Source organism: Pseudotabrizicola alkalilacus, from assembly GCF_003443995.1.
GTDB lineage: Bacteria > Pseudomonadota > Alphaproteobacteria > Rhodobacterales > Rhodobacteraceae > Pseudotabrizicola > Pseudotabrizicola alkalilacus.
The window spans coordinates 108,138-132,795 of record NZ_QWEY01000005.1 but is presented as its reverse complement, the minus strand read 5'-3'; the positions used below and the strand labels follow the sequence as shown (position 1 = coordinate 132,795).

Genomic DNA, 24,658 nt, shown 5'->3' with positions numbered 1-24,658 from the left:
CAAAATCCCCGCCCTCGCGCGTCGTTTTCGCGGACGTGTCGTTTTTGCGATGGACGCGGCGGGAATGCCACGCTAGCCCAAGGGCATGAGCCGTCAACCTGACCGTATCCTGCCCGGCGTCGTGCTGATGCTTGCCTTCTGCGTTCTGGCGCCGTTGCTGGATGTGTCGGCAAAGCTGGCCTCGTCCACCGTGCCGGTGGGCCAGATCGTCACCGCACGGTTTGTGGTTCAGGGCGCATTGATGCTTCCGGTCATTCTGATCATGGGGATCACGCTGCGGCTGACGCCGCGCGCGCTGGGGCTGATCTGTCTGCGGGCGGTGTTCCTGATCCTGTCCACCTTCAGCTTTGTGGCCGCCATTCAGGTGATGCCGGTGGCCGATGCTCTGGCGATTGCCTTTGTCGAGCCGTTCATTCTGCTGCTGCTGGGGCGGTTATTGTTCAACGATGAGGTGGGGCCGCGCCGGATTGCTGCATCCTGTGTCGGCTTTGCCGGCGCGCTGCTGGTGATCCAGCCCTCGCTGGCGGCGTTCGGGTATGTCGCGCTTTGGCCCTTGGGAACCGCGTTTTTCTTTGCGTTCTACATGCTGTCGACCCGGCAGGTGTCTGGCTTCATGCACCCGGTCGCGATGCAGTTCCACACCTCCTGGACCGGGCTGTTGATGTGCCTGCCGGTGATGTTGCTGGCCGAGGGCACTGGCTGGCGGCATTTTGACCCGGTGATGCCGCAGGGCATGGTCTGGCTCTGGCTGTTTGGCGTGGGGTTCTGGGCGGCGCTCAGCCACATGTGCATGACCTATGCGCTGAAATTCGCGCCCTCCGCCACGCTGGCGCCGCTGCATTATCTGGAGATCGTGGCGGCGGTGGCCCTTGGCTACTGGATCTTTGGCGATTTCCCCAATGCGCTGACCTGGGCGGGGATTGCCGTGATCACGTCGTCGGGGCTCTACATCATCTACCGCGAGCGGCTGTCGGCCCGGTCCGCGCCGGTCAGCGCCTCCAGGACCTGATCCAGCCGCACGCGGGGCAGGATGCACAGCATCCCCGGCCCCGACATCGCAATACTGACCGGCCCTGCACTGACCCGGTTCGACGTGCCGACCCGGCCATCGGGGGCAAAATCCAGCCCGTCAATCGGCCAGTCCAGCCCGGTGCTGGTGCCTGTCACCGCTGCCAGCGGAAACAGGCTGAACCGGTCGCCGCGCCTCAGCCCGATCTGCAACCGGGCAGGCACATGAAACACCACATCGCGCGACCCCAGCAGAACGCAGGCACTGTGCTGGCGGACCAGCGTGTTGAAAACCGCCAGCCCGTGATCCATCCGGGCGCCCATGAACCCCAGCGCAATCACATAGCGCGCATCGACCGACCGCAGCGCCTTGTCGAAATCGGTGCTGTCCTGTTCACCGATCTGGTGCAGGCGGTCAGCCCCGACCGCCGCGCGCGCCGAATCCGAGATCGAATCCATGTCGCCAATGACCGCCACGGGCCGCGCGCCAAGCGCAAGGCAGCGGTCGGCACCGCCATCTGCGGCCACAATCAGTGGCGCGCGTTGCTGCGAAAATCGAAACAATGGGGCCGAAACCGGCGCCCCTCCGACAAGTGTGATCCCGCCCGAGGATTGCACAATGACCTGATTCATGCGGATACTGTCTTTCCAATTGCGGCGAAACTCCGGGGCGGCTGCCACAAACAATCCTTCAAATTACCCTGATCTGTCCACGGATTCGAACCGGTGATGGGTGATCAAGACGTATCGAACTTTGCAGAAAGCGAGCATCCGATGACCGGTGCGAGTAAGATCCTTACGGTTTCCTATGGAACCTTCTCCTGTACTCTGGAGGGGTTTGACGACCCTTTCAATACGATGAAGGCCATTGCGGAATACTTCCGCGATCTGGCTGCCGAGGATCGGTATTTCGGCGCAGAGCCACCGCAGCCCGATGCCGCGATGCTGCACCGCATTGCCGAACGCGAGATTCAGCGCCGGGTTGAGGCGAAAATACAGGACAATGGCGTGATTCTGCGCGCCGAAGACAATGAGTCGCTGGCATCGCGCCGCATCGCGGCTCCGGCCACAGCCGAGGCTGCGCCGCAGCCGGTTGTCGAGATGCCGGCACGCACGGTCGCTGCACCGGCACGGCCCGCGCCCGTTCTGGCCCCTGTTCAGACCGAGAACACCCAGCCCATTGCCGAAGGCGCAGAATCAGTCGCCGAAAAACTGTCACGTCTGCGAAAGGCGGCCGCCGAAAACCAGAAAGAGGCGGAGACGGCCACAATTGTAACCGCGACAGCCCCGCTGAACCCGCCGCAGAGCCATGACTTTGTGGATGAAGCCGATGCGGGGGATGACTTCACGGCTGAGAGCTTTGCGGCAGAGGGTTTTGCCGAAGAGGATCATGCCCTGCAGGACGCTGCCGGGACACAGGTGAAACCGGCAGATCAGCCAATGGGCAACGACAACTTCGGAGATCTGTTACCCGAAGACAGCGAACCCACAACCGAAGAGATCGTGACAGGCGACCTGCCTCCCGAATTGCAGACTGCTGATGCGGAAATGGCCGCAGATGCAGAGCTTCAGAATGACATCGGGGCCGAAGATCTGGCGACGCTGATGGCGCTTGATGCAGGCCGTAGCGAAGATCTGGCTGATGAAGATCTGGCGGTCCCGGCGGCGGCGACCTCTGCCGACATGGCCGAAGACACCGCACCAGCGGCCGATGCTGACGCCCCGGAAGCCGATACATCTGAGAGTGATGCGTTCCTGCTGGCCAGCCTGGCAGCCGAAACCGGCACCGATGCCACGCCCTCGGCCACCGCCACCGAACGGGCGGACCAGCCTGCGACCGATCAATCCGACGATGCCCTGCGCGCCAGCCTCGGGGCGTTGATCGACCCGGAAGCAGACGCCGACGTACCAGAATCGGCAAGCTCTGCGCCTGCCGCAAAAGCCGGAATTCGTGAGTCTTTTATCGCCGCTGCGGATGAAGATGACGATCTGCTCAACTTGGTTGACGACAGCACCGAGACACAGGCCGAAGCGATTTCTGCCGAGGTGTCAATGGCCGAGACCACGCCGCAAACCGAAGCCGTTCAGGAACCGGAGGCCGCTCCGGCCCCGGTCGCAGAGCAGGCTCCGCCTGTGGCAGAGGTCGCACCGACGCGCCCTGTCCGGAGTTTGCGCCCCGCAGCAGTGGCAAAGCAAGCGGCCCCCATAGCCGCGCCTTTGACCGAAACCACAGCCGAAACCGGATCATCAGCACCGATAACGGTTGAAAAGCTGCAGCGCGCCCGTGCCCGTGTCATCAAGATCCGGCGCGGCGAAGCTGCCATGACAGAGCAGCCTGCGCCGGCAGCGGCAGAGGCAGCGGCAGAGGCCCCTGCCAGCCTGTCGCAAGAGGCCGAAGCCGCCCTCGCTGCAGAACTTGCGGCTCTGGAGCAGGATACTCCGGCCCCGGATCAGGCTCCGGTTGCAAAAGTCGATCCCGCACGCGACCGCCGCCTTGGCGCGCCGACCGAAGATGTTGCCGTCACCCGGCTGATGGCCGAGGCCCGCACCCAGATGGAAGTGCCCGACACCAAGCGTCGCCAGTCGGCCATCGCCCACCTGAAAGCCGCCGTTGCAGCAACCATCGCCGAACGCCGCGCCACTGGCAGCACGCTTGCCGGCAATGGCAGCGAACGCCTTGGCGCTTACCGCGACGATCTGGCCAAAGTGGTGCGCCCAGCGGCCCCCGCCCAAGGCGAGCGTCCCGCACCGCTGGTTCTGGTGTCAGAGCAGCGCATCGACCGCCCCGCTTTGTCCAGCGTCCCGTCCCAGCGCCCCGTGCCTGCGACCATGGTTTCTGCGGCACCTGCCCTGGCGCGCGTGCCGGATCTGGATGATGAGTTCGATCCTGAAGACGCGACCGACAATATCTTTGGTGCCGACAGCGGCTTTCCCGAATTTGCCGAACGGCTGGGCGCCACCGATCTGCCCGACCTGCTGGAGGCCGCCGCGGCCTATATCGCCTGTGTGGAGGGTCGCGACAGCTTTACCCGCCCGCAGCTTATGCGCCACATAGATGCCGCCGCCGAAGGTCTGACCCGCGAAGACGGGTTGCGCAGCTTTGGTATCCTGCTACGTGACGGCGTGATCGAACGCAGCCGCCGGGGACAGTTCGCGATCAGCGAGGCCTCGCCCCTGCTGGCAGAGGCCCGGAAACTGGCGGGCTGAAGGGTATTTCAGGATAGTGGGCCGAGGCTGCCATCAAGGCCCCGAAGACAGGCGGAATGCGACAACGCATTCCGCCTGTTCTTATTTCGGCAGCTCGTCCGGCTTTGCCTCTGGGTCAGGTTGCCCCACACCCAGAAAAACCGGACGCAGCGGCAGGATCCAGATCAGCCCAAGGCCGACATAGATGAAGAATTGCGCCAGCCGCGATTGAGGATCGAACCAGTTTACCAGGGTAACCGCCACCACCACATAGGCGGGCAACCCGACCAGCAGCACCAGAAGCGCCAGCCGCCGCCGTGCCTTGTAGCTCAGTGCCATGCTGTCCTCCTCCGGGTCGGGGTCCGCGCGCCCCCCGCAGGCTGCGCGCTGTGATCAGTCGGCAAAGGGATCGGTCACCAGAATGGTGTCATCCCGCTCGGGCGAGGTAGAAAGTAGCGCGACCGGGCACTGGATCAACTCTTCGATCCGGCGCACGTATTTGATCGCGGCCCCCGGAAGATCGGCCCAGGACCGCGCCCCGGCGGTCGACTCCGACCAGCCCGGCATCTCTTCGTAGATCGGCGTGCAGCGGGCCTGCTGATCGGCGGCGGTCGGCAGATAATCCAGCCGGGTGCCATCCAGATCATAGCCGACACAGATCTTCAGCGTCTCGAACCCGTCCAGCACATCAAGCTTGGTCAGCGCGATGCCCGAAACACCAGAGGTGGCGCAGGTCTGGCGGACCAGAACCGCATCAAACCAGCCACAGCGCCGCTTGCGTCCGGTCACGGTGCCGAACTCATGGCCCCGCACCCCGAGCCGCTCGCCATCGGCATCAAACAGTTCCGCCGGGAACGGGCCCTCACCGACACGGGTGGTATAGGCCTTTACAATTCCCAGCACGAAATCAATCGCGGTCGGGCCAAGGCCCACGCCCGTTGCCGCCTGCCCGGCAATCACGTTGGACGAGGTAACAAACGGATAGGTGCCGAAATCAATGTCCAGCAGCGCCCCTTGCGCGCCCTCGAACAGGATGCGCTTTCCGGACCGGCGCGACTCATTCATCACCTTCCAGACCGGGGCGGCATAGGGCAGCACCTGCGGCGCGATCTCATGCAAAGCCGCCAGCAGCGCGGCGCGGTCCACCGGCTCCATCCCCAAGCCCCGGCGCAGCGCATCGTGATGCGCGAGCAAGCGGTCCACCCGCAGCTCCAACGTGGCCGCATCAGCCAGATCGGCGACGCGGATGGCGCGGCGGCCGACCTTGTCTTCATAGGCGGGGCCGATGCCGCGCCCGGTGGTGCCGATCTTGGCCACGGCAATGCTGCCCTCACGGGCGCGGTCCAGCTCGCCATGCAGCGGCAGGATCAGCGGCGCGTTCTCGGCCACCAACAGGTTCTCGGGCGAGATATCAACGCCCTGATCACGCAGCTTGGCGATTTCCATCACCAGATGCCAGGGGTCCAGCACGACGCCATTGCCGATCACCGACAGCTTGCCGCCGCGCACGATTCCGCTCGGCAGCAACGACAGCTTGTAAACCTTGCCGTCGATGACCAGCGTATGGCCCGCATTGTGCCCGCCCTGAAAGCGCGCGACGATGTCGGCGCGTTCGGACAGCCAGTCCACAATCTTGCCCTTGCCCTCGTCGCCCCATTGGGCACCCACGACAACCACGTTGGCCATGCTGATCTCCTCGGTTCCAAAACCGTCTGTGCTATAGACGTAAAGCGCCGCGCAGGGAAACACCGAAATGCCCCGCCCGGCACCGCCTGTGCATTTTCATGCCTCCGCCCCCAGACGCCCCCTTTGCATTGCTGCTTGCCAAATACTCCCGCCGGAGGCATCTGCCCTTGAAACCCGCGCTGCCCGTGAAGGGGTTGCGCGCCGCCCCCCATCAGCCTAGATAGGCGCGTCAGCTTCGGGAACACCCATGGAAAACGTTATCCTCGCCATCCACCTTATCCTCGCCCTCCTGCTGGTGGGCGTGGTTCTGCTCCAAAGGTCCGAAGGCGGCGGCCTTGGCATGGGTGGCGGTGGCGGTGGCGCGATGTCGGGCCGGGCTGCGGCGACAGCGCTTGGCAAGGTGACCTGGATCCTGGCCATCCTCTTCATCTGCACCTCGATCACGCTGACCATTCTGGCCGCGCAAAAGGCCGGGTCCAGCTCGGTGATCGACCAGATCGGGGCCCCGGCACGGGCGCCAGAGACACCGGCGGCACCTTCGGGCACCGACCTGCTGCCCCCGGCTCCGACCAATGCGCCCCTGGCCCCGCCACGGGCTGACAACTGAACCCATCGAACGACACTATCTGTTGTCGCGGCTCCACCTTGCAAAACAGCATCTAGCGGTGCTGTTGCAAAGGACCGTTGCCTAGGGTAAGGCATGGGTCCCGTGGTGCTGCGATTCCCACCCATCGAATCGCGACGAACAACACGGGGGCCGCACATGGCGCGCTACATTTTCATTACCGGCGGCGTTGTGTCATCGCTTGGCAAGGGGTTGGCCTCTGCCGCCTTGGGCGCTTTGTTGCAGGCCAGGGGCTACACCGTCCGTCTGCGCAAGCTTGACCCCTATCTCAACGTCGACCCCGGCACGATGTCGCCGTTCGAGCATGGTGAGGTGTTTGTCACCGACGATGGCGCCGAAACCGACCTGGATCTTGGCCATTACGAACGCTTTACCGGCGTGCATGCCCGCGCCACCGATTCCATCTCTTCGGGCCGGATCTATTCCAACGTGCTGGAGAAAGAACGGCGCGGCGATTATCTGGGCAAGACCATTCAGGTCATTCCGCACGTCACCAACGAGATCAAGGATTTCCTGCGCATCGGCGCGGATGAGGTTGATTTCATGCTGTGTGAAATCGGCGGCACCGTCGGCGATATCGAGGGCCTGCCGTTCTTTGAAGCCATCCGGCAGTTCATCCATGAGCGTCCGCGCGGCCAGTCGATCCTGATGCACCTGACGCTGCTGCCCTATCTTGCGGCGTCGGGCGAGCTGAAGACCAAGCCCACCCAGCATTCGGTCAAGGAGTTGCAAAGCATCGGCCTTGCCCCCGATGTGCTGGTCTGCCGGTCGGAACACCCGATTCCCGACAAAGAGCGGGAAAAGATCGCGCTGTTCTGCAACGTGCGCAAGGAACATGTGATCCCGGCCTATGATCTGAAAACCATCTACGAGGCCCCCCTTGCCTATCACCGCGCGGGCCTTGATCAGGCGGTGCTGGATGCCTTTGGCATCTCGCCCGCGCCCAAGCCGAACCTGACCCGTTGGGAAGACGTGATGGACCGTCTGAACGGGGCCGAAGGCACGGTCCGGGTGGCGATTGTGGGCAAGTATACCCAGCTGGAAGACGCCTATAAGTCGATCGCCGAGGCGCTGACCCATGGCGGCATGGCCAACCGCACGCGGGTCAAGGCGGAATGGATTGATGCCGAGATTTTCGAGCACGAAGATCCCGCTCCCTATCTGCAGGAGTATCACGCCATTCTGGTGCCCGGCGGCTTTGGCGAGCGCGGGACCGAAGGCAAGATCAAGGCGGCGCAATTCGCGCGGGAGAAAAAGATTCCCTATCTGGGCATCTGCCTTGGCATGCAGATGGCGGTCATTGAATCCGCCCGCAATCTGGCCGGGCTGCCGAATGCCGGGTCGGAGGAGTTTGACCACGAGGCCGGGAAAAAGCGCTTTACCCCGGTGGTCTACCACCTGAAAGAATGGGTGCAGGGCAACCACACCGTGCGGCGCAAGTCGGATGATGACAAGGGCGGCACGATGCGGCTGGGGGCCTATACCGCCAGCCTGAAAGTCGGCTCGCATGTGGCCGAGATCTATGGCGGCACGGTGATCGAGGAACGGCACCGGCACCGCTATGAGGTGGACATCAAGTACCGCGAGCAGCTGGAGACCTGCGGGCTGGTGTTTTCCGGGATGTCGCCCGATGGAAAGCTGCCCGAGATCGTCGAGGTCAAGGATCATCCGTGGTTCATCGGGGTCCAGTTCCACCCCGAGCTGAAATCAAAGCCCTTTGCCCCGCACCCGCTGTTTGCAGACTTTGTGCGCGCCGCGAAAGAGGTCGAGCGGCTGGTCTGACGGCACAGGGGGAACCTGTGGTTCCCCCTGTGTTACAGGACTATGTATCTTTTAAAATCAACGACTTGACTCCTTAGATTTAACGGTTTGTTTACTTTTGCCGTTGTGCGACGGCGGGGCATTCAGCGCTTTGGTGCGGTTGCCCTGCACTGACCTTTGCGACTATTGCGCTTGATCGCCCCCCCACCGCTTTGCCCGCCCCACAAGACCCGCCCCCGGCAACAGCCGGGGCGCGGTGCGTCATGCTGTCAGAGCGGGGAACCGGATGCCGGGCATCGGTGTTGACTCTTTGCGAGCGCCCCCTGGACGATCAGACACAGTTGCGACCTGTGCCCTTTTGAATCACCGGCCCTACCCATGGCCTGACGGGAGCGGAAAACCGACAGATTTTCACAGGGGAGATACTCACATGGCGGCCACCACCAAAAGCGGACTGACCTCGACAACCAGTATTGTTGCTGTTGCGGCGGTCGTCGGCTGGATCGGCACGATCTACTTCTTTACCCAGCAGCGCAACACGGCGGCACAGCTGGAAACCGTGGTGGCCCAGAGCGGCACGTTGCAACGCGATCTGGAAGCGCAGCGCGCGGCGGCGGGCACGTTGGCGGAGTTGGATGCGTCCATCGCGCGTCTGGCCCCCGAGGTCGAAGAGGCGACGGCCCAGCGCGCTTCAGTGCAGACCGAGCTGGATGAGCTGATGGCCCGGAGGGATGCCGCACAGGCGGCACTGACCGGCCTTGAGGCCGAGCAGGAGGCGGGCCGCGCCGCGCTGGCCGAGGTGGAGGCGCAGGTTGCGCCGCTGCGCGAGGAACTGGCGGGCTATGAGCAGCGCCGCGCCGAGCTGGAATCGCAGGTCGCCACCCAGACCGAGGAAATGGCAGCGGTTGGCACCCGGCTGGAAGAGGCGCGTGCGCGGGAAGCTGAGGTGCGCCAGACGCTTGCGGATCTGACCACCGAGACCGCCACGCTGAGCGAAACGGCGGCAGAGACCGAAGCCCGGCTGCAAACCGCTCTGCAGGAGGCGGCTTCGGTTGAGGAAACCACGGCGCAGACCCGCGAGGAGGCGATCCGGCTGGAAGACCAGTCGCGCGGGCTGACCGAAGAAATCGCGCGGCTGACGCAGGTGCAATCGACGCTAACCGAAGACGTGGCCGCCATTCAGGCGCAGCGCGAAGAGCGGCAGGCGGTGCTGAGCCAGCTGACCGAAGATGTCTCGGCGCGGTCGCAGGATCTGGTGCGGATCGAGCGCCAGTTGACAGAGCAGATGGCGGCGCAAACTGCCCTGATTGCAGACGAAACGCAGGCCTTCGCGCGCACGGCAGCGCAGCAGTCGCCAGAGGCGGAGGGCGGCACGGAGGCGGCTGGCGCAGAAGAGTCTGCCGCCGCCCCTGACCAACAGGAAGCCGCCGATCCGTCCACGGCTGAGGCGGCGCAGGGCGGTGCCGCTGAGGAGGCTTCACCGGAAGCGGAGGCAGCAGCGGGTGAGACCGGAGCGCCCGTGCAGGACGGGGCCGCCGATCAGACTGCGGCTGACCCAGCGCCTGAGCAGGCAGGCGTCGCGCCAAAGGTGAACGCGCTGGAGCCGGGTCAGTACGAGGCCGAAGGGATGACCCTGACCCTTGCGGACGGCGGGGCGTTTGAGCTTGTCAGCGACGCGCAGACCCTTGCCGGGCAATACAGCCTGCAAGATGGTGTGCTGCGGCTGGAGGCGGCCGAGGGCGGTGACAACACGGCGCTGCCGCTGGAATGCGAGGTCGCTGCCGGAGCCGAGGGTGGCTTTGAGGTGCCCGCTGATCAGGCCGCCTGTGCCTTGCTGGCAGGGCGGAGCTTTTCGGCGGCGCAGAACTGACGGCAGAGCTGAAGGGCGCGGGGTCTGTGGAAACTGCCGGAAACGGCCAGGCTGAAGGTGCGGTCTCTCCCCTTTCCAGACCCGTGCACACACGTCTGCAGAGCCTCGAATCTTCCGTTGGCCATCGGCTCATGGTTGCCGACATTCGCGGGCTGCTGCCCCCTGCCCCGCCGCTGCGCCCGGTCGGGCGGCGTTGAGAGCGGTTCTTTCCGCCCTCAGGGCAACGGGGACAGGGCGGATGCGGGCACAGGGGCGTCGTCATAGGCGCCCCAGATCGACTGGTCGAAGTTGACGACGGCGCCGGTCATCATGCCGCTGTCAGCGCTGGAGAGCCACAGCACGGCCTTTGCCACCTCGACCGGATCGAGGATGCGGCCAAAGGGTTTGGCGGCGGCGGCGCGGTCGATGAAGCCCGGATCGCCGGTTTCGGATGCGTTCAGCTGGCGTTCGTGGTCGGAGTTCATCCAGCCGATCGAGAGCTGGTTGATGTGGATGCAGTTGCGCATCAGGGCAAAGGCGGCGTTGCGGGTCAGCGTCGCCAACGCGCCCTTGGAGGCGCTATAGGGGGCCAGAAACGGCTGGCCCGCCTGTTCGGACATTGAGCCGATATTGACGATCCGGCCCTCAACCCCGTCGCGGATCATGAGCGTTGCGGCATCCTGCATCAGAAAGAACGGCGCGCGGACGTTGACGGCGAACATGCGGTCGAACAGCTCTGGCGTGGTGTTCAGGATCGTGCCGCGGTCGGTCAGCCCGGCTGCGTTGACCAGAATATCGACGCGGCCAAAGGCTTGGTCGGCGCGGGGGATGATGGTGCGGACATCCTCGGTCCGGCCCAGATCGGCGGGCACCATGATCACCGGAATGCCATGCGCTGCGGTGATGTCGGCGGCGACCTTATCGCCCTTGTCCTGCCCGCGCCCGACCAGCACGATGCCCGCCGCCCCGGCCAGCGCAAACTGGCGCGCGACGGCAGCCCCCAGGCCTTGGGTGCCGCCGGTGATGACTGCGATTTTTCCGTCGATGCGATTCATCAGGTGTCCTTTGTGTTGGCGCGACCTGCCCGGCCAGGCGGGTCTCAGCCGTTGTTGTCGGGGCCTGCGCCCCAGATCACCGACCGCTCATGCCGGCGGATCACATGTTTCAGATCGTCAAAGGCCGAGAGGATATAGCCCGCAAACCGCTCCACCGCCGGATTGCGCGGGCCGGAGGTCAGGCGCAGCAGGCCCAGCGAGCGGTTGGGCTGCGGAATGTCATAGGGCAGAACCACCACCCGGTTTTCCTGCCGCTGCGCAAAGACCACCGAAAACGGCAGCACCGCCAGCGCATCGGTTTCGGCCAGCACATTCACCACGCTCATCAGCGAGCCGCCGGAATAGCGGATGTTGAGATCCGACATGCCGATCGACATCAGAATCATCTGGAGATCCGACATCAGGGGGGAGCCGGGCAGCGGGGCGACCCATGGATAGCGGGTCAGATCGCCCGCTTCGAGCGGGCGTTTGCGCATCAAGGGATGGCCCGGACGACAGGCGACGATGTTGCGGCCGGGCAGAATCTCGGTGAAGACAAAGCGCGACCCCAGATCCAGCGCGCCGATGGGCACGATGCCAAGGTCGATCTGGTTCGCCTCCAGCGCGGCGGAAAGCTCGGGCAGGTTCATATAGGCCTGATGGACAGTGACGCCGGGTTCGAGATTGAGAAACTCGCCGATCATCCGGCTGATCATCGCGTCGATGAAAAAGGGCACGCCCCCCAGCCGCACCTGCCCGGTGGTGCCACGCACAAAGCCCTGCACCACATCGGACGCCCGGCGCGAGGCGGCGATGATGGCGCGGCCCTGTACGGCCAGTTGGCCGCCCAGCGCGGTGGCCTGCAGCGGGCGGCGGCCCTTGATGAACAAAGGCTCGCCGACCCGCGCCTCCAGCATCGCAAGCGAGCGGCTGACGGCGGGTTGGGTCAGGCCCAGCATCGCCGCGCCTTCGGAGACGCCGCCCGCATCAAGGACGGCGGCAAGTTGCATCAGATGGCGTTCATTCAGCTTCATGCCATATTGCTATACTGTGCGGCGAACAACTCAATCAGATTCGCGCAAGGGCGCGCTATTCATGACTCAAGGGGACGGGAGGCCCCGAGGGATGGAAGGGCAGCATGGCAGGCTGCATGCGGGCGCAAGCCCGGTGCCGCCGCGCAGGGTTTCAGCAGAGTTCGCCGACCGGCTGGGCCGTGTGGCCCCGTCGCGGCTGAGCGAGACGCTGGGCACGCTGGTTCTGACCCTGCATCAGCTGAGCGACGATCTGAACCTGACCCCGGCAGAGCTGCGCGCGGGGATCGAATTTCTGACCGAGGTGGGGCATGCGGCGGACCCGCGCCGGCAGGAATGGGTGCTGCTGGCCGATGCGATGGGGCTGTCGTCGCTGCTGGAGGATCTGAACAGCCCGCGCCCGTCCGGGGCGACGCCCAACACGGTGGCGGGGCCGTTCTACCGCGCGGACGCGCCCGATCTGCCGCTGGGGGCCGATCTGTCGCGCGATGGCAAGGGCGAGCCTCTGGCGGTGCGCGGGCAGATCACCGCCTTGGGCGGTGCGCCCCTGCCCGCAGCGCTGGTCGAGGTTTGGCAAGCCAATGGGACCGGCAAGTACGAAAATCAGGAACCTGACCGGCAGCCGGAGCACAATCTGCGCGGCCGGTTCCGCACCGACAGTCAGGGGCGCTTTGGCTTTCGCTCGGTGATGCCGCGCGGCTATGCCTTGCCGTCGGACGGTCCGGTGGGCCGGTTGATGCAGGCGCTTGGCCTGTGTCTGGAGCGCCCGGCGCATCTGCATTTCCGCGTCTCGGCCAAGGGCCATGAGACGCTGGTGACGCATATTTTTGACCGGGCCGATGCGGCCATCGGGCGCGATGCGATCTTTGGGGTCAAACCCGAGCTTTTGGCCGATTTCCGTCCTCCCGCAGAGTCGGCGGCGGGGCGACTGCTTGACGTAAACCTGGTGCTTTGCCCGTTGCGGCAAGGCGGATCTGAAACGGAGGAGACCACATGAGCCAGATCAGCGGCTATCACCACCTGACAATGTCAACCGACGGCGCGCAGGAGGATTTTGATTTCTACACCAAGACCCTGGGCCTGCATTCGGTCAAGCGCACGGTGCTGTTTGACGGGACCATCCCGGTTTATCACCTGTATTATGGCTCGCCCGATGGCGACGCCTCGACCATCATCACCACCTTCCCGTTCCGCAAGCCCGGCGTGTATGGCCGTCGCGGCACCAACCAGTCGCGCAGCATTCTGCAGACCATTCCCAAGGGCGCATCGCAGTTCTGGGTGGACCGGCTGAACCAGCGCGGCATTGCGGCGGAAAAGACCACCCGGTTCGGGGCGGATCGCGTGGTTTTTGCCCACCCGTGCGGCATTCCGCATGAGCTGGTCGAAAGCGACGGCGACCCGCGCACGCCGATCACCAATGCGGCACAGGGCATTGGCCCGGAGCATGGCATCAAGGGGATTTACGGCGCAGTGGTGGCCTGTTTTGACCGCACGGCGATGGATGATTTCATGACCATCGCCCTGCCCCTGACCAAAGAAGCCGACACGCATGAGGGTCTGGTCTACCGCGTGCCCGATGCCAATGGCGTGGTGCAACGGGTTGAGGTGATCGAGGACCGCGACAGCGCGGCGGGCACCTGGACGCTTTCGGGCGGCACGATCCACCATCTGGCGCTGAACACCGGCGATGAGGACAACCAGCTGAAGCTGCGCGCCCATATCGAGGGCTTGGGCTTTACCGATATCTCGGAGCAGAAGGATCGCAACTACTTCAAATCCTGCTATGTCCGCAGCCCCGGCGGGGCGCTGTTCGAGCTGGCCTGGACCACGCCCGAAGGCTGGGCCAAGGATGAGCCGCCCGGCCAGATCGGCAAGACACTGGTGTTTCCGCCATGGTTCAAGGACCGCGAGGCGGAGCTGCGCGAGGGGCTGGAAGCGGCAGAGTTCGTCTGATGACGGATGGCGCGCTCTGGCTGGGAGCGAGCGCTGGGGCAAGGGCGGTCTGCGTCCTTGTCCACGGCCGGGGGCAATCGCCCGAAGAAATGCAATCGCATGTTCTGGCGCGGATATCCGCGCCAGAGGTGGCGTTTGTGCTGCCCCGTGCGAATGGCGGCAGCTGGTATGCCGCCCGCGCGGTGGACCCGCTGACCGGGGACACAAAGCGCGCGCTGGCTGCGGCGCTGGATCAGCTGGCGGCGGATATTGCGGCGGCGCGGGCAGACTATCCGGGCCTGCCGCTGGTGCTGGCCGGGTTCTCGCAAGGGGCCTGCCTGTCGCTGGAATATGCGTTCTCGGGCCGCCCTGCCCCCGAGGCACTGGTGGCCTTTACCGGCTGCCGGGTGGGTCAGCCGGGTGATCTGCGCCCGCAGGCCCTGCCCCCGGATCTGCCGGTCTATCTGACCGGGTCGGATGCTGATCCGTGGATTCCGGTCACCGCCTTTGCCGAGGCCGTGCTGGAACTGGGCCAAAGCCGCGCCAGACTGCGCAGCGACCTGTTCCCCGGACGCGGGCATGAGGTGAGTGATGCCGAAGTGGCGATGCTTCAGACCGTGCTGGCCGATCTGGTCAGCGGCAAGACACCCGGAATGGCGGCCCCGCGCTAGGGCCGCCGTTTCGTCATTCCGGCGGGCCGCGTGACAGGCCCGCGCAACCAAAAGGGAGAGAGACATGATTACCAGACGCACGTTCCTGCGCACCACATCGGCGACCGGCCTGACCCTGGCGGCAAGCGGTCTGGCCGCGCCCGCCCTCGCGCAGGGGGCCAAGATCAAACTCGGCTATGTCTCGCCGCAGACCGGGCCGCTGGCGGGCTTTGCCGAAAGCGATGCCTTTAACATCGAGGCGTTTCTGGCCTCGGACATGGGCCGCGAGTTCGAGGTGATCGTCAAGGACAGCCAGTCCAACCCGAACCGCGCGGCAGAGGTGGCCAAAGAGCTGATCCTGAACGACGAGGTCAACCTGATGCTGGCGGCCTCGACCCCGGAAAACACCAATCCGGTGGCGGGTGTCTGTGAGGGCGAGGGCATTCCCTGCATCACCACGGTCGCGCCATGGCAGCCGTGGTTCATCGGCCAGCAAGGCAACCCGCGCGATCCGGCGAGCTGGAAGCCGTTTGACTATGCCTTCCACTACTTCTGGGGCATGGAAGATGTGATCCGGGTCTATACCGCGATGTGGAACCAGCTGGAGACCAACAAGGCGGTGGGCGGGCTGTTCCCCAATGATGCCGATGGCAATGCCTGGGGCGACAATGACAACGGGCTGCGCCCCGGTCTGGATGCGGCGGGCTATGCGCTGACCAATCCGGGCAGCTTTCAGAACCTGACCGATGATTTCTCGGCCCAGATCAATGCGTTCAAGGCGGCGAACACCGACATCATCACCGGCGTTCTGATCCCGCCGGATTTCACCACCTTCTGGAACCAGCTGCGCCAGCAAGGGGTGAATCCCAAGGTGGTGACGGTGGCCAAGGCGCTGCTGTTCCCGCAATCGGTGGAAACGCTGGGTGCTGCCGGGCATAACCTGTCGTCCGAGGTGTGGTGGACCCCGTCGCACCCGTTTGCGTCATCGCTGACCGGCGAAAGCTCGGCCGATCTGGCGGCGGCGTTTACCGCAAAGACCGGGCGGCCCTGGACCCAGCCGATCGGCTTTGTCCATTCGCTGTTCGAAGTGGCGGCCAATGTGATGGGCCGCGCGGGTGATGTGACCGATGGCGACGCGGTGGCCGAGGCGATTGCGGCGACCGATCTGGATACCATCGTCGGCAAGGTGGCGTGGAACGGCGCGGGCGTGCCCGAGTTTGCCGCGCGCAACGTCTGCAAAACCCCGCTGACCGGCGGTCAGTGGCGGATGAAGGACGGCGGTGGCTATGATCTGGTGATCGTGGAAAACGGCGGCGCGACCGAAATCCCGACCGGCGGCACGATGGAAGCGCTGTCCTGACGCTGCCAGCGGCGGCGCCCTGCCCCCGGTCCCGCCGCTATTTTCGCGCGGCCTTTTCGCGATAGGCCAGTTGCGCCCGGCTGATGCCCAGGAGCCGCGCCGCCGCCGCCAGATTGCCCCCGGCCTGCGTTTGCGCCAGATCGCGGATGCGGGCCTCATGCGCAGGCAGCGAAAAGCTGCCCGTTGCCAATTGCGCTGCAATCATCGCCTCCAGATCATCTGCCGGAGCTATGGGCCGCGCTGGTCCGGGGCTGACCCGCTGCTGCGCGCGGGCGACAACGGCGGCGGTGACCGGCTGGCCTTCGGGCAGATCCACCAGAACTGCCGTCAGAACCGCCTCCAGCCCCTCGACCCCGTTGGCGGGGGCATGGTCGGCCAGCAGGTCCAGCGCGCCGGGTGCAATCACCGGCGGATCAAGGCCCAGTTGCAGCGCCAGCCGGGACAGGCGCAGGGCCGCCAGATGCGGCAGATCGGCCAGCCGGTCTGCCAGCCCCGGCAGCTCGGTCGCCAGCGGGGCCAGCCGCGCCCAGAGCGCGGGCAGAATACCCCCGGCAGACAAGTGCGACAAGGGCAGCGCCGAGGTGACCACCAGCTGCGACCAGAGCTGCGGCTCGGCATGGGACAGCTCTGCTGCCAGCTCGGCCTGTGCGGGCGCGGGCAGCGCCTCGACCCCGGACAGCACCAGAGCGGGGGGCAGATCCTTGCGGCGGGGCTTGCGCTGTTGCGCCAATGCGGCGCGCAAGCTGTCAACGCCGGTGCTGGCCCCGGTCAGGCGCAGCGCGCCCTCGGCCCGGCCCGACAGCCGCAACAGATGCGCCGCCGCGATGTCCTGCCCGCAACTGCCAGCCCCGGCGATCAGGCAGGGCAAGGGCAGTTGCGCCGCCCGCTCCAGCCAGCGCAGCACCGGGGTGACCAGCGGCAGATCGGCGGCGTCGGGCACCTGCGCGGCTTGCGGCCTGCGCGCTGCGGTCAGCGGGGTGCGGGGCAGAATCCGGTTGCGGAACAGGATCACATCGGGATCATCCTCACCCCAGCCGGTGGCCAGCCGCCCCTGCACCCGGCAGCAGCGATGACCCTGTGCCACGCATTGGGTTTCCTTGTAGATCACCGGCACGCCAAAGAAAAAGCTGGCGTAGCCAGAGGCATAGCCCAATTGCTGCCAGCACACCGGCCGGTCAGAGCGACGGGGCTGGTCCGGTCCGTCTTCGGCCTCGACCGAGTTGTGCCACAGGAATTCGGCCGAGAACCGGCCGCGGGCGAAATCGAAATCATTGTGCACGGTTTCGACCCGGACGATGCCGCTGAACATGTGCAGCCGGGTGCCAGCGGTAAAGGCATCGCCCCGGTCCAGCGCGGGCCAGGAGCGGGCGACATAGGCGGCATCGTGATGCCCCATCTGGTATCCCCGCCGCAGCAGCAGCACCCGCGCCTCATCCTCGCCCAACAGATGCACCAGTTCGCGCCGCAGGATGCGGTCCGCCTCGGCGAGTTGCAGGGTGACACGCTCACCATTCAGGTGGAGCGCGCCGGTCAGCGCGTCAAACGACAGGCTGCCCAGCAGCTCGCGCACGGTGGGGCGGCCGCCGCGATCCAGCAGACCGGCAGAGTCGATGGTACGGCGCAGGGGCAGCATCGGGGATTTCATCGGCTGATCCTTTGCCGAAGTTATCAAATAATCAATATGATTTACGCATTTGATCATCATAAATCAGGGCGAGACCAGCCCGAGATTGAAAATTTTCAAAATATCGCCTATTTTCAACGATTTATACTTATGTCGAAACGATATATTAAACGCCGTTTTCCGCATTTGACTTGAACCGCTGTTCAGACCCTGATGTGGGCAATCGGTTCGCTCCCTGGGAGGCGGGTGAACCCATTCCGTATCATTCACAGGCTGACCCCGGCGGGACCGGGCTCTGTCTTGCTGCCTGTCAGGGGCGGCAATGGTGTGCGGGCAACTGACCGGGGGAGGACCAGATGGCAGCACTTGAGACGATGTTCGATGTCCGTGGCAAATCGGTGATTGTCACCGGGGGGGCCAGCGGCATTGGCAAAGCCTATGCCGAGATCCTTGCCGAACAGGGCGCAAGGGTTTGCATCTTTGACATTGATCCTGCCGGGCTGAATGAGACCGTGGCGGGCATGGTGGCGCAGGGCTGGGATGTCTGGGGCCAGAGGGTCGATGTCGGCGACCGGCCCGGCATGGCGGCGGCTTTTGATGCAGTCGCGGCGCGGCACGGGCGGATTGACACGGTGTTTGCCAATGCGGGCATTGACCCCGGCCCCGGCTTCAACACCCCGACCGGCGAGCGCAACCCGGATGGGGCGATCGAGAACATTCCCGACGAGCAATGGGATCGCGGGATCGAGATCAACCTGACCTCGGTTTATGTGACGGTCAAGAATGCGGTGCGGCACATGAAACCGGCGGGGGGCGGTGAAATCATCGTCACCTCGTCCATCGCGGCGCTGATCAATGAAAGCATCGTCGGCACCAGCTATATGCCCGCAAAGGCCGCCGTGAATCATTTTGTGCGGCATATGGCGATGGAGCTGGGGGCTTATGGCATCCGCGTCAATGCCATCCTGCCGGGGCCGTTCATCACCAATATCGCGGGCGGCCGCTTGCGCAACAAGGCGGATCGCGCCGCGTTCGAGTCGCAGTCGCTGATCGGGCGGATCGGCGATGTCGAGGACATCAAGGGTCTGGCGCTGCTGCTGGCCTCGCCGGCCGGGGCCTATTTCACCGGGTCGCTGATCGTGATCGACGGCGGGTCGCTGATCCGGATGACGTGACTTTATCGCCCCTTGGTCTGCGAGGAGGAAGCAGGCCGGGGGGTCAACACGAGGGAGGAGACGGGAATGACCTATTACAACAAGCTGGTCAAATCGGGGATCAGCCGCCGGTCCATGCTGCGAGGCATGGGTGCGGGCGTGGCCGCCTCGACACTTGCAATGCCCACCTATCTGCGCGCCCAGACGGCGGGCAAGATCAAGATGGGCTATATCACCCCGGCCACCGGCCCGCTGGGGCTGTTCGGGGAAACCGACGGCTATACGGTGCAGAAAATCCGCGAAGCACTGGGGGGCACCCTTCAGTCGGCGAATGGCAACACCTATGAGCTGGAGATTCTGGAGCGCGACAGCCAGTCGAACCCGAACAAGGCCGCCGAACTGGCGGGCGATCTGATCCTGAACGAAGAGGTGCATCTGGTGGTGCCCGCCTCGACCACCGACACCATTCTTCCGGTGATGGAACAGGCCGAGCTGTATGAAGCGCCCTGCATCTCGTCGGGTGCGCCCTGGCAGGCAGTGATCATGCCGCGCGGCGGCGGCGATTTTAACTGGACCTATCACTTCTTCTGGGGGCTGGACGAGGCGCTGAACACCTTTGTCGGGCTGTGGGACGGGCTGGAGACCGACAAGAAGGTCGGCATGCTGTTCCCGCAGAACATTGATGGCGAGACCTGGGGCAACAACGACTATGGTCTGCCGGTCCCGACCCGGGCTGCGGGCTATGAGGTGACGATCCCCGGCTACTTCCAGCCACGCACCAATGACTTTTCGGCGCAGATCGCGGCGTTCAAAGAGGCGGGCGTCGATATCATCGGCGGCATCACCTACCCGGATGATCTGAAAACCTTTGTCACCCAATGCAACCAGCAGGGCTTCAAGCCGCGTGCGGTGACGGTGGCGGCGGCGCTTCTGTTCCCCGGCGGGGTGGAGGCGATGGGCGCGCTTGGCAATGGCATGTCGTCCGAGGTCTGGTGGACCCCGGCATTCCCGTTCAACTCGACCATCACCGGGCAGGACAGCGCGGCACTGGCGAGCCAGTGGGAGACCGATCAGAAACGGCAATGGACCCAGCCGCTGGGCTATTCGCATGCGCTGCTGGAGGTCGCCATCGACATCCTGAAACGCTCGACCGATCCGCTGGACCGCGAGGCCAACCGCGAGGCGATGGCGGCCACCGATATCACCACGGTCTGCGGCCCGGTGAAATTCGGCGGCACCCCGCACAAGAACATCTGCACCATGCCGATCTTTGGCGGGCAGTGGGTCAAGGGCGAAAGCTGGCCCTATGATCTGAAGATCGTCGACAACTCGGTGAACCAGCTGTTCGAACCCGAGCAGGCCATCGTGCCGATCGTCTGGTAATGATGCAGTCGGAGGGGCGGGAATGAGCCGGGAGATACTTTTGCAAGCGCGGGACGTGTCGAAAAGTTTCGGCGCGGTCCGGGTGCTGCACGAGGTCAGCTTCGATGTGTATCGGGGCGAGGTGCTGGGTATTCTTGGCCCCAACGGCGCGGGCAAGACGACGCTGTTCAACATGATCAGCGGCGATATCAAACCCTCGGGCGGCGACATCCGCCTGGGGGAGATTGCGCTGCGGGGCGAGCCACCGTTCAAGCGCTGCCGGATGGGCATCGGGCGGACCTATCAGATCCCCCGGCCCTATTCGGGGATGACCACCTTTGAAAACCTGCTGGTTGCCGCGGCCTTTGGCGGCGGGCGCAGTGAAAGCGACGCCTATGCGTTTTGCGCGCAGGTGCTGACCGATTGCGAACTGGCGGACAAGGCCAACACTTCTTCGGGCAGCTTGACGCTGCTGGACCGCAAGCGGCTGGAACTGGCGCGCGCGCTGGCCTCGGACCCGAAGCTTTTGTTGCTGGATGAAATCGCGGGCGGGCTGACGGAAGAGGAGTCGCGCTCGCTGGTGGCACTTGTGCGCCGCATCCGCGACCGGGGGGTGACGATTGTGTGGATCGAACATGTGCTGCACGCGCTGATGGCGGTGGCTGACCGGCTGATGGTGCTGAACTTTGGCGAAAAAATCGCCGAGGGACTGCCGCAGGAGGTGATCGCCAACCCCGAGGTCAAGCGGGTCTATATGGGGGTGGAGGCATGACGGTTCTGTCCACCCATGGCCTTGTCGCGCGCTATGGCGACTTTCAGGCGCTGTATGGCGTTGATATTGACGTGGCCGAAGGTGAGGCCGTGGCCCTGATCGGGGCGAACGGCGCCGGGAAATCCACCTTTCTGCGCTCGGTCATGGGGCTGTTGGCGGTCAAGCCCGAGATGGTCCGGCTGGAGGGCCAGCCCATCGGCGGCACGCCGACTGACCGCATGGTGCAAAAGGGTGTGGCGATTGTGCCCGAGGGCCGCCGCCTGTTTACCGGCATGTCGGTCGAGGACAATCTGCGCGTGGCGATAGATCAGGCCGACCGGCTGGGCCGCAAGGGTGGCTGGACGCTGGAGCGGCTGCACCTTTTGTTCCCGATCCTGAAGGAAAAGGCCCGGACCGGGGTGCAGAACCTGTCGGGCGGGCAGCAACAGATGGTGTCGATCGGGCGCGCGCTGCTGAGCCAGCCCCGGGTGCTGTTGTGTGACGAGATCAGTCTGGGGCTGGCACCCAAGGTGATCCGCGAAATCTATGCCGCCCTGCCCGAGATCCGGGCGCAGGGCACCGCCCTCATCCTCGTCGAACAGGATGTCGGCCTCGCGCAATCCGCCACGGACCGGATTTTCTGCATGCTGGAGGGGCGCGTGACCCTGACCGGCGCATCCTCGGTGATCACCCGTGAACAGATCGCCGAAGCCTATTTCGGAGGATCTCATGCAGTGGTTTGACGCCCTGATTCAGGGCATTCTGCTGGGCGGCATGTATGCGCAATATGCGCTTGGCATGGCGCTGATGTTTGGCGTGATGCGGATCGTGAACGTCAGCCATGGCGATCTGGTGATCCTGCTGTCGCTGATCGGCATCTCGCTGGCATCATCCTTTGGCTGGGGGCCGTTTACGGTGATGGTGGCGTTGGTGCCGCTGGCGATTGCGCTGGGGTGGCTGTTGCAAAAGGCGGTGCTGAACAAGGTGGTGGGCGATGATCCGCTGCCGTCGCTGATCGCGACATTTGGCCTGTCGATTGCCTTGCAGAACATGATGTTGCAGATCTGGTCGGCCAACAGCCGGTCCTTGCCCGGAGGCGGCATTGAAAGCCAGTCGATCCAGATCGGTGGCATCTATGTCGGCCTGTTGCCGGTGATGGTGCTGGTGTTTGCCACCGGGCTGACCTGGGGGCTGGACCTGATGCTGAAGCGCACCCGCTTTGGCCGGGCGCTGCGCGCGGCCTCGGCGGATGTCGAAGCCGCGTCGATGACCGGGATCAACGCCCGCGCCGTCTATGCCTCGGCCACTGCCATCGCCGTTGGCATCCTCGGCTTTGCCGCCGTGTTCCAGTCGCTGCGCTCGACCGTGGCCCCGGCCGATGGCGGCGCGCAGCTGATCTATGCGTTCGAGGCGGTGATCATCGGCGGCATGGGGTCTGTCTGGGGCGCGTTTATCGGCTCGATGGTGCTGGGCATCTCTCAGGCCATCGGCTTTCGCATTGATCCGGGCTTTGGCGTGCTGGCCGGTCATCTTGTTTTCCTGCTTGTGCTGGCTGTCCGCCCGCAGGGCCTGTTTGGAAAGGTCTGAGACATGACATCTGTTCCGCTTTCCCCGGTTTCGCACGCCCCTGCCCTGCCACAGGTGATGGTCCGCAGGCAAACCGCCTCTGGCCGCATTGCCATGGTGCTGTTTCTGCTGGCGGTGGTGGCGCTGGCCGCGATGCCGTGGTGGGCCAAAACCGGCACGATCCGCATGGTGCTGGAGCTGTGCTGCTATATCGCTGTGGCGCAGATGTGGAACATGCTGGCAGGCTATGCCGGGCTGGTGTCGGTCGGGCAGCAGGCCTTTATGGGGGCGGCGGGCTATGCGCTGTTCGTGCTGGCGCAAACCTTTGGGGTGAACCCGTTTCTGGCGATATTCATCGCCCTGCTGGTGCCCGCCTTTCTGGCCGTGCCCTGCTACATGCTGCTGCACCGGCTGGACGGGCCGTATTTTGCCATCGGCACCTGGGTCGTGGCCGAGGTGTTCCGGTTGGTGGCGTCCAACATGGGCTTTCTGAACGCGGGCGCAGGCATGTCGCTGAACGTGATGAAGGAGTATTCGCTGCTGGAGCGCAATATTGCGATGTCACTGCTGTGTGCGCTGATGATCCTGCTGACCATCGGCGGCAGCTACTGGTTCTTGCGCTCGCGCTATGGGCTGGCGCTGATCGCGATGCGCGACAATCCGGTGGCGGCGGCCAGTCAGGGCGTGAACGTGCCCCGGCTGCGCTTCATGATCTATATCGCGGCGGCGGTCGGTTGCGGTCTGGCGGGCGCGGTCTATTCGATGGCGCAGCTGCGGATCAACCCGCCCTCGGCCTTTGATCCGATGTGGGCGAATGTGGCGATCTTTATCGTGATGGTCGGCGGCATTGCCTCGATCGAGGGCGTGCTGATCGGCTCGCTGATCTATTTCATCGCCGACCGCTGGTTCGGGCAATATGGCGCGAGCTACTTTGTGGTGCTGGGGGTGATGACGGTGTTTGTCGCCCTGTACGCGCGCGGCGGCATCTGGGGTGCGGTTTCAAAGCGTTGGGATGTGCACTGGTTCCCGATCCGGCGGCACCTGATCTACAAAACGGAGGAGCGGCCATGAAGGCAGCGTTTTTCGACGCGGTATCCAGCCCGCTGCGCATTGGCGAGCAGCCAGAGCCGGTGCCCGGCCCGGATGAGGTGGTGCTGCGGGTGGCGGGCTGCGGGATCTGCGGCAGTGACCTGCACATCACCGAAGACCCGGCCCCGTTCGGCATCGGCGCGGGGTTTGTGCTGGGCCATGAAATCGCGGGCGAGGTTGTGAGCGTGGGGGCGGACGTGCAGGGCTTGCAGGCCGGGGACGGCGTGGCGGTGGTGCCGATGCGCGGCTGTGGCACCTGCGCACGCTGTCTGGCCGGTGATCCGGCGCGCTGCCCGGAGATGGTGCTGATCGGCGGCGGCTATGCAGAGTACGTGACCGTGGCGGCGCGGCAGTGCCACAAGCTGCCTGCGGGGGTGGCGTTGGCCGATGGGGCGCTGGCCGAACCGCTGGCGGTGGCCTTGCATTGCGTCGTGCGCGCCGGGGTGAAGCCGGGGGACCGGGTGGCGATCCTGGGGGCCGGGCCGATTGGCCTGCTGGTGGCGTTCTGGGCGCGTCGGATGGGGGCGTCGCATGTGGTGATGGCCGACATTCACACCCATCAGCGCGAGCGTGCGCTGGCGCTGGGGGCCACCGACTTTGCGCTCTCGGGCGACCGGCTGGCCGAGAATATTGCTGACCTCAGCGGCGGGCCGCCGGACATCGTCTTTGAATGCGTCGGCAAACGCGGGCTGTTGCAGGCGGCTGTTGAGACCGTGCGCTTGCAGGGCAAGGTGATCGGCGTCGGCCTGTGCATCGGGGGCGATGAGTGGGATCCCTTTGTCGCGCTGACCAAGGAAATTGACCTGATCTTTGCGGTGTTTTTCCATCAGGGTCGCGAATTTGGTGCCGCGCTGGACGCACTGGCGGGGGGCATCCCGCAACTGTTGATCACCGAGCGGATCGGTCTGAGCCAGGTGCCGCAGGTGTTTGAAAGCCTGCGCCGCCGCACCACGCAATGCAAAGTGCTGATCCAGCCAGAGCTGTCCTGAG

General features: G+C 65.0%; 22 protein-coding genes. 16 read left to right on the top strand and 6 right to left on the bottom strand.

The genetic code is table 11. The annotated features are described in order from the left end of the window. Positions 1 to 85: 85 nt before the first annotated feature. On the top strand, positions 86 to 1,009 hold the full coding sequence (locus tag D1012_RS10865) for a DMT family transporter (RefSeq protein ID WP_118152050.1): 924 nt from the start codon (positions 86 to 88) through the stop codon (positions 1,007 to 1,009). Here the strand turns inward: D1012_RS10865 and D1012_RS10860 are convergent. Beyond that, complete coding sequence (locus tag D1012_RS10860; RefSeq protein ID WP_233517092.1) at positions 955 to 1,689, bottom strand: thiamine diphosphokinase; 735 nt, start codon at positions 1,687 to 1,689, stop codon at positions 955 to 957. The two genes, D1012_RS10865 and D1012_RS10860, sit on opposite strands and share 55 nt — an antisense overlap. 48 nt (positions 1,690 to 1,737) lie before the next feature. Between D1012_RS10860 and D1012_RS10855 the strand changes: the two genes are divergently transcribed. Then, positions 1,738 to 4,215 carry a hypothetical protein gene (locus D1012_RS10855; RefSeq protein ID WP_118152048.1) on the top strand — a complete coding sequence of 826 codons (2,478 nt, stop codon included), beginning with the start codon at positions 1,738 to 1,740 and terminating at the stop codon, positions 4,213 to 4,215. 81 nt (positions 4,216 to 4,296) lie between these two features. Here D1012_RS10855 and D1012_RS10850 read toward each other — a convergent pair whose 3' ends face one another. After that, the gene (locus D1012_RS10850) at positions 4,297 to 4,533 is read right to left on the bottom strand and encodes a DUF2842 domain-containing protein (protein WP_118152047.1); all 237 of its coding nucleotides are present in this window, start codon (positions 4,531 to 4,533) and stop codon (positions 4,297 to 4,299) included. A gap of 54 nt (positions 4,534 to 4,587) precedes the next feature. Beyond that, on the bottom strand, positions 4,588 to 5,880 hold the full coding sequence (locus D1012_RS10845) for an adenylosuccinate synthase (protein ID WP_118152330.1): 1,293 nt from the start codon (positions 5,878 to 5,880) through the stop codon (positions 4,588 to 4,590). A 247-nt stretch (positions 5,881 to 6,127) separates the two neighbouring features. Between D1012_RS10845 and secG the strand changes: the two genes are divergently transcribed. The 3 genes from secG (at position 6,128) to D1012_RS10830 (ending at position 10,136) form a co-directional block, all read left to right on the top strand. Next, on the top strand, positions 6,128 to 6,487 hold the full coding sequence (secG, locus tag D1012_RS10840) for a preprotein translocase subunit SecG (protein ID WP_118152045.1): 360 nt from the start codon (positions 6,128 to 6,130) through the stop codon (positions 6,485 to 6,487). A gap of 156 nt (positions 6,488 to 6,643) precedes the next feature. Further along, the gene (gene pyrG / locus D1012_RS10835) at positions 6,644 to 8,287 is read left to right on the top strand and encodes a CTP synthase (RefSeq protein ID WP_118152043.1); all 1,644 of its coding nucleotides are present in this window, start codon (positions 6,644 to 6,646) and stop codon (positions 8,285 to 8,287) included. 409 nt (positions 8,288 to 8,696) lie between these two features. Next, complete coding sequence (locus D1012_RS10830; RefSeq protein ID WP_118152041.1) at positions 8,697 to 10,136, top strand: coiled-coil domain-containing protein; 1,440 nt, start codon at positions 8,697 to 8,699, stop codon at positions 10,134 to 10,136. 215 nt (positions 10,137 to 10,351) lie between these two features. On the opposite strand, the gene D1012_RS10825 is transcribed toward D1012_RS10830, so the two are convergent. Together D1012_RS10825 and D1012_RS10820 are read right to left on the bottom strand one after the other, a co-directional pair. Next, complete coding sequence (locus D1012_RS10825; protein WP_118152039.1) at positions 10,352 to 11,170, bottom strand: SDR family oxidoreductase; 819 nt, start codon at positions 11,168 to 11,170, stop codon at positions 10,352 to 10,354. A 44-nt stretch (positions 11,171 to 11,214) separates the two neighbouring features. Then, positions 11,215 to 12,183, bottom strand: coding sequence for a LysR family transcriptional regulator (locus D1012_RS10820; RefSeq protein WP_118152037.1), 969 nt, complete (start codon positions 12,181 to 12,183; stop codon positions 11,215 to 11,217). 91 nt (positions 12,184 to 12,274) lie between these two features. Between D1012_RS10820 and D1012_RS10815 the strand changes: the two genes are divergently transcribed. The 4 genes from D1012_RS10815 to D1012_RS10800 all read left to right on the top strand — a co-directional run bounded on the left by D1012_RS10815 (position 12,275) and on the right by D1012_RS10800 (position 16,122). Beyond that, complete coding sequence (locus D1012_RS10815; RefSeq protein ID WP_118152035.1) at positions 12,275 to 13,177, top strand: dioxygenase family protein; 903 nt, start codon at positions 12,275 to 12,277, stop codon at positions 13,175 to 13,177. Continuing rightward, positions 13,174 to 14,133: a VOC family protein gene (locus D1012_RS10810; RefSeq protein ID WP_118152033.1), complete on the top strand. Its 960-nt coding sequence runs from the start codon at positions 13,174 to 13,176 to the stop codon at positions 14,131 to 14,133. The genes D1012_RS10815 and D1012_RS10810 overlap by 4 nt, the downstream gene beginning before the upstream one ends. Then, positions 14,133 to 14,783 carry an alpha/beta hydrolase gene (locus D1012_RS10805; RefSeq protein ID WP_118152031.1) on the top strand — a complete coding sequence of 217 codons (651 nt, stop codon included), beginning with the start codon at positions 14,133 to 14,135 and terminating at the stop codon, positions 14,781 to 14,783. The genes D1012_RS10810 and D1012_RS10805 overlap by 1 nt, the downstream gene beginning before the upstream one ends. Positions 14,784 to 14,847: 64 nt before the next feature. Then, positions 14,848 to 16,122, top strand: coding sequence for an ABC transporter substrate-binding protein (locus tag D1012_RS10800; RefSeq protein ID WP_118152029.1), 1,275 nt, complete (start codon positions 14,848 to 14,850; stop codon positions 16,120 to 16,122). A 37-nt stretch (positions 16,123 to 16,159) separates the two neighbouring features. Here D1012_RS10800 and D1012_RS10795 read toward each other — a convergent pair whose 3' ends face one another. Beyond that, positions 16,160 to 17,767, bottom strand: a complete 1,608-nt coding sequence (locus tag D1012_RS10795) for a XylR N-terminal domain-containing protein (protein ID WP_158569316.1) — start codon at positions 17,765 to 17,767, stop codon at positions 16,160 to 16,162. 335 nt (positions 17,768 to 18,102) lie between these two features. Between D1012_RS10795 and D1012_RS10790 the strand changes: the two genes are divergently transcribed. From D1012_RS10790 to D1012_RS10760, 7 genes are all read left to right on the top strand, one after another. Next, entirely contained in the window at positions 18,103 to 18,921 is an 819-nt protein-coding gene (locus D1012_RS10790) for an SDR family NAD(P)-dependent oxidoreductase (protein ID WP_118152024.1), read from the top strand. 66 nt (positions 18,922 to 18,987) lie between these two features. Further along, on the top strand, positions 18,988 to 20,283 hold the full coding sequence (locus D1012_RS10785; RefSeq protein ID WP_118152022.1) for an ABC transporter substrate-binding protein: 1,296 nt from the start codon (positions 18,988 to 18,990) through the stop codon (positions 20,281 to 20,283). Positions 20,284 to 20,305: 22 nt separating this feature from the next. Beyond that, on the top strand, positions 20,306 to 21,034 hold the full coding sequence (locus D1012_RS10780; protein WP_118152020.1) for an ABC transporter ATP-binding protein: 729 nt from the start codon (positions 20,306 to 20,308) through the stop codon (positions 21,032 to 21,034). Next, positions 21,031 to 21,756, top strand: coding sequence for an ABC transporter ATP-binding protein (locus D1012_RS10775; protein ID WP_118152018.1), 726 nt, complete (start codon positions 21,031 to 21,033; stop codon positions 21,754 to 21,756). Before D1012_RS10780 ends, D1012_RS10775 begins: the two co-directional genes overlap by 4 nt. Continuing rightward, a complete protein-coding gene (locus D1012_RS10770; RefSeq protein ID WP_118152016.1) occupies positions 21,743 to 22,600 on the top strand; it encodes a branched-chain amino acid ABC transporter permease in 858 nt (285 codons plus the stop codon). Before D1012_RS10775 ends, D1012_RS10770 begins: the two co-directional genes overlap by 14 nt. 3 nt (positions 22,601 to 22,603) lie before the next feature. Continuing rightward, positions 22,604 to 23,650: a branched-chain amino acid ABC transporter permease gene (locus D1012_RS10765; protein ID WP_118152014.1), complete on the top strand. Its 1,047-nt coding sequence runs from the start codon at positions 22,604 to 22,606 to the stop codon at positions 23,648 to 23,650. Beyond that, positions 23,647 to 24,657, top strand: coding sequence for a zinc-dependent alcohol dehydrogenase (locus D1012_RS10760; protein ID WP_118152012.1), 1,011 nt, complete (start codon positions 23,647 to 23,649; stop codon positions 24,655 to 24,657). The genes D1012_RS10765 and D1012_RS10760 overlap by 4 nt, the downstream gene beginning before the upstream one ends. Position 24,658 lies beyond the last annotated feature (1 nt).

What these genes read in the sequence shown, in the direction of transcription:
- pyrG (WP_118152043.1), top strand. Translation starts at nt 6,644, where the DNA reads ATGGCGCGCTACATTTTCATTACCGGCGGCGTTGTGTCATCGCTTGGC.
- D1012_RS10790 (WP_118152024.1), top strand. Translation starts at nt 18,103, where the DNA reads ATGGCAGCACTTGAGACGATGTTCGATGTCCGTGGCAAATCGGTGATT.
- D1012_RS10850 (WP_118152047.1), bottom strand. Translation starts at nt 4,533, where the DNA reads ATGGCACTGAGCTACAAGGCACGGCGGCGGCTGGCGCTTCTGGTGCTG.
- D1012_RS10805 (WP_118152031.1), top strand. Translation starts at nt 14,133, where the DNA reads ATGACGGATGGCGCGCTCTGGCTGGGAGCGAGCGCTGGGGCAAGGGCG.
- D1012_RS10815 (WP_118152035.1), top strand. Translation starts at nt 12,275, where the DNA reads ATGGAAGGGCAGCATGGCAGGCTGCATGCGGGCGCAAGCCCGGTGCCG.
- D1012_RS10820 (WP_118152037.1), bottom strand. Translation starts at nt 12,183, where the DNA reads ATGAAGCTGAATGAACGCCATCTGATGCAACTTGCCGCCGTCCTTGAT.
- D1012_RS10770 (WP_118152016.1), top strand. Translation starts at nt 21,743, where the DNA reads ATGCAGTGGTTTGACGCCCTGATTCAGGGCATTCTGCTGGGCGGCATG.
- D1012_RS10845 (WP_118152330.1), bottom strand. Translation starts at nt 5,880, where the DNA reads ATGGCCAACGTGGTTGTCGTGGGTGCCCAATGGGGCGACGAGGGCAAG.
- D1012_RS10800 (WP_118152029.1), top strand. Translation starts at nt 14,848, where the DNA reads ATGATTACCAGACGCACGTTCCTGCGCACCACATCGGCGACCGGCCTG.
- D1012_RS10775 (WP_118152018.1), top strand. Translation starts at nt 21,031, where the DNA reads ATGACGGTTCTGTCCACCCATGGCCTTGTCGCGCGCTATGGCGACTTT.
- D1012_RS10760 (WP_118152012.1), top strand. Translation starts at nt 23,647, where the DNA reads ATGAAGGCAGCGTTTTTCGACGCGGTATCCAGCCCGCTGCGCATTGGC.
- D1012_RS10825 (WP_118152039.1), bottom strand. Translation starts at nt 11,170, where the DNA reads ATGAATCGCATCGACGGAAAAATCGCAGTCATCACCGGCGGCACCCAA.
- D1012_RS10810 (WP_118152033.1), top strand. Translation starts at nt 13,174, where the DNA reads ATGAGCCAGATCAGCGGCTATCACCACCTGACAATGTCAACCGACGGC.
- D1012_RS10795 (WP_158569316.1), bottom strand. Translation starts at nt 17,767, where the DNA reads ATGAAATCCCCGATGCTGCCCCTGCGCCGTACCATCGACTCTGCCGGT.
- D1012_RS10865 (WP_118152050.1), top strand. Translation starts at nt 86, where the DNA reads ATGAGCCGTCAACCTGACCGTATCCTGCCCGGCGTCGTGCTGATGCTT.
- D1012_RS10855 (WP_118152048.1), top strand. Translation starts at nt 1,738, where the DNA reads ATGGGTGATCAAGACGTATCGAACTTTGCAGAAAGCGAGCATCCGATG.
- D1012_RS10765 (WP_118152014.1), top strand. Translation starts at nt 22,604, where the DNA reads ATGACATCTGTTCCGCTTTCCCCGGTTTCGCACGCCCCTGCCCTGCCA.
- D1012_RS10830 (WP_118152041.1), top strand. Translation starts at nt 8,697, where the DNA reads ATGGCGGCCACCACCAAAAGCGGACTGACCTCGACAACCAGTATTGTT.
- D1012_RS10785 (WP_118152022.1), top strand. Translation starts at nt 18,988, where the DNA reads ATGACCTATTACAACAAGCTGGTCAAATCGGGGATCAGCCGCCGGTCC.
- D1012_RS10780 (WP_118152020.1), top strand. Translation starts at nt 20,306, where the DNA reads ATGAGCCGGGAGATACTTTTGCAAGCGCGGGACGTGTCGAAAAGTTTC.
- secG (WP_118152045.1), top strand. Translation starts at nt 6,128, where the DNA reads ATGGAAAACGTTATCCTCGCCATCCACCTTATCCTCGCCCTCCTGCTG.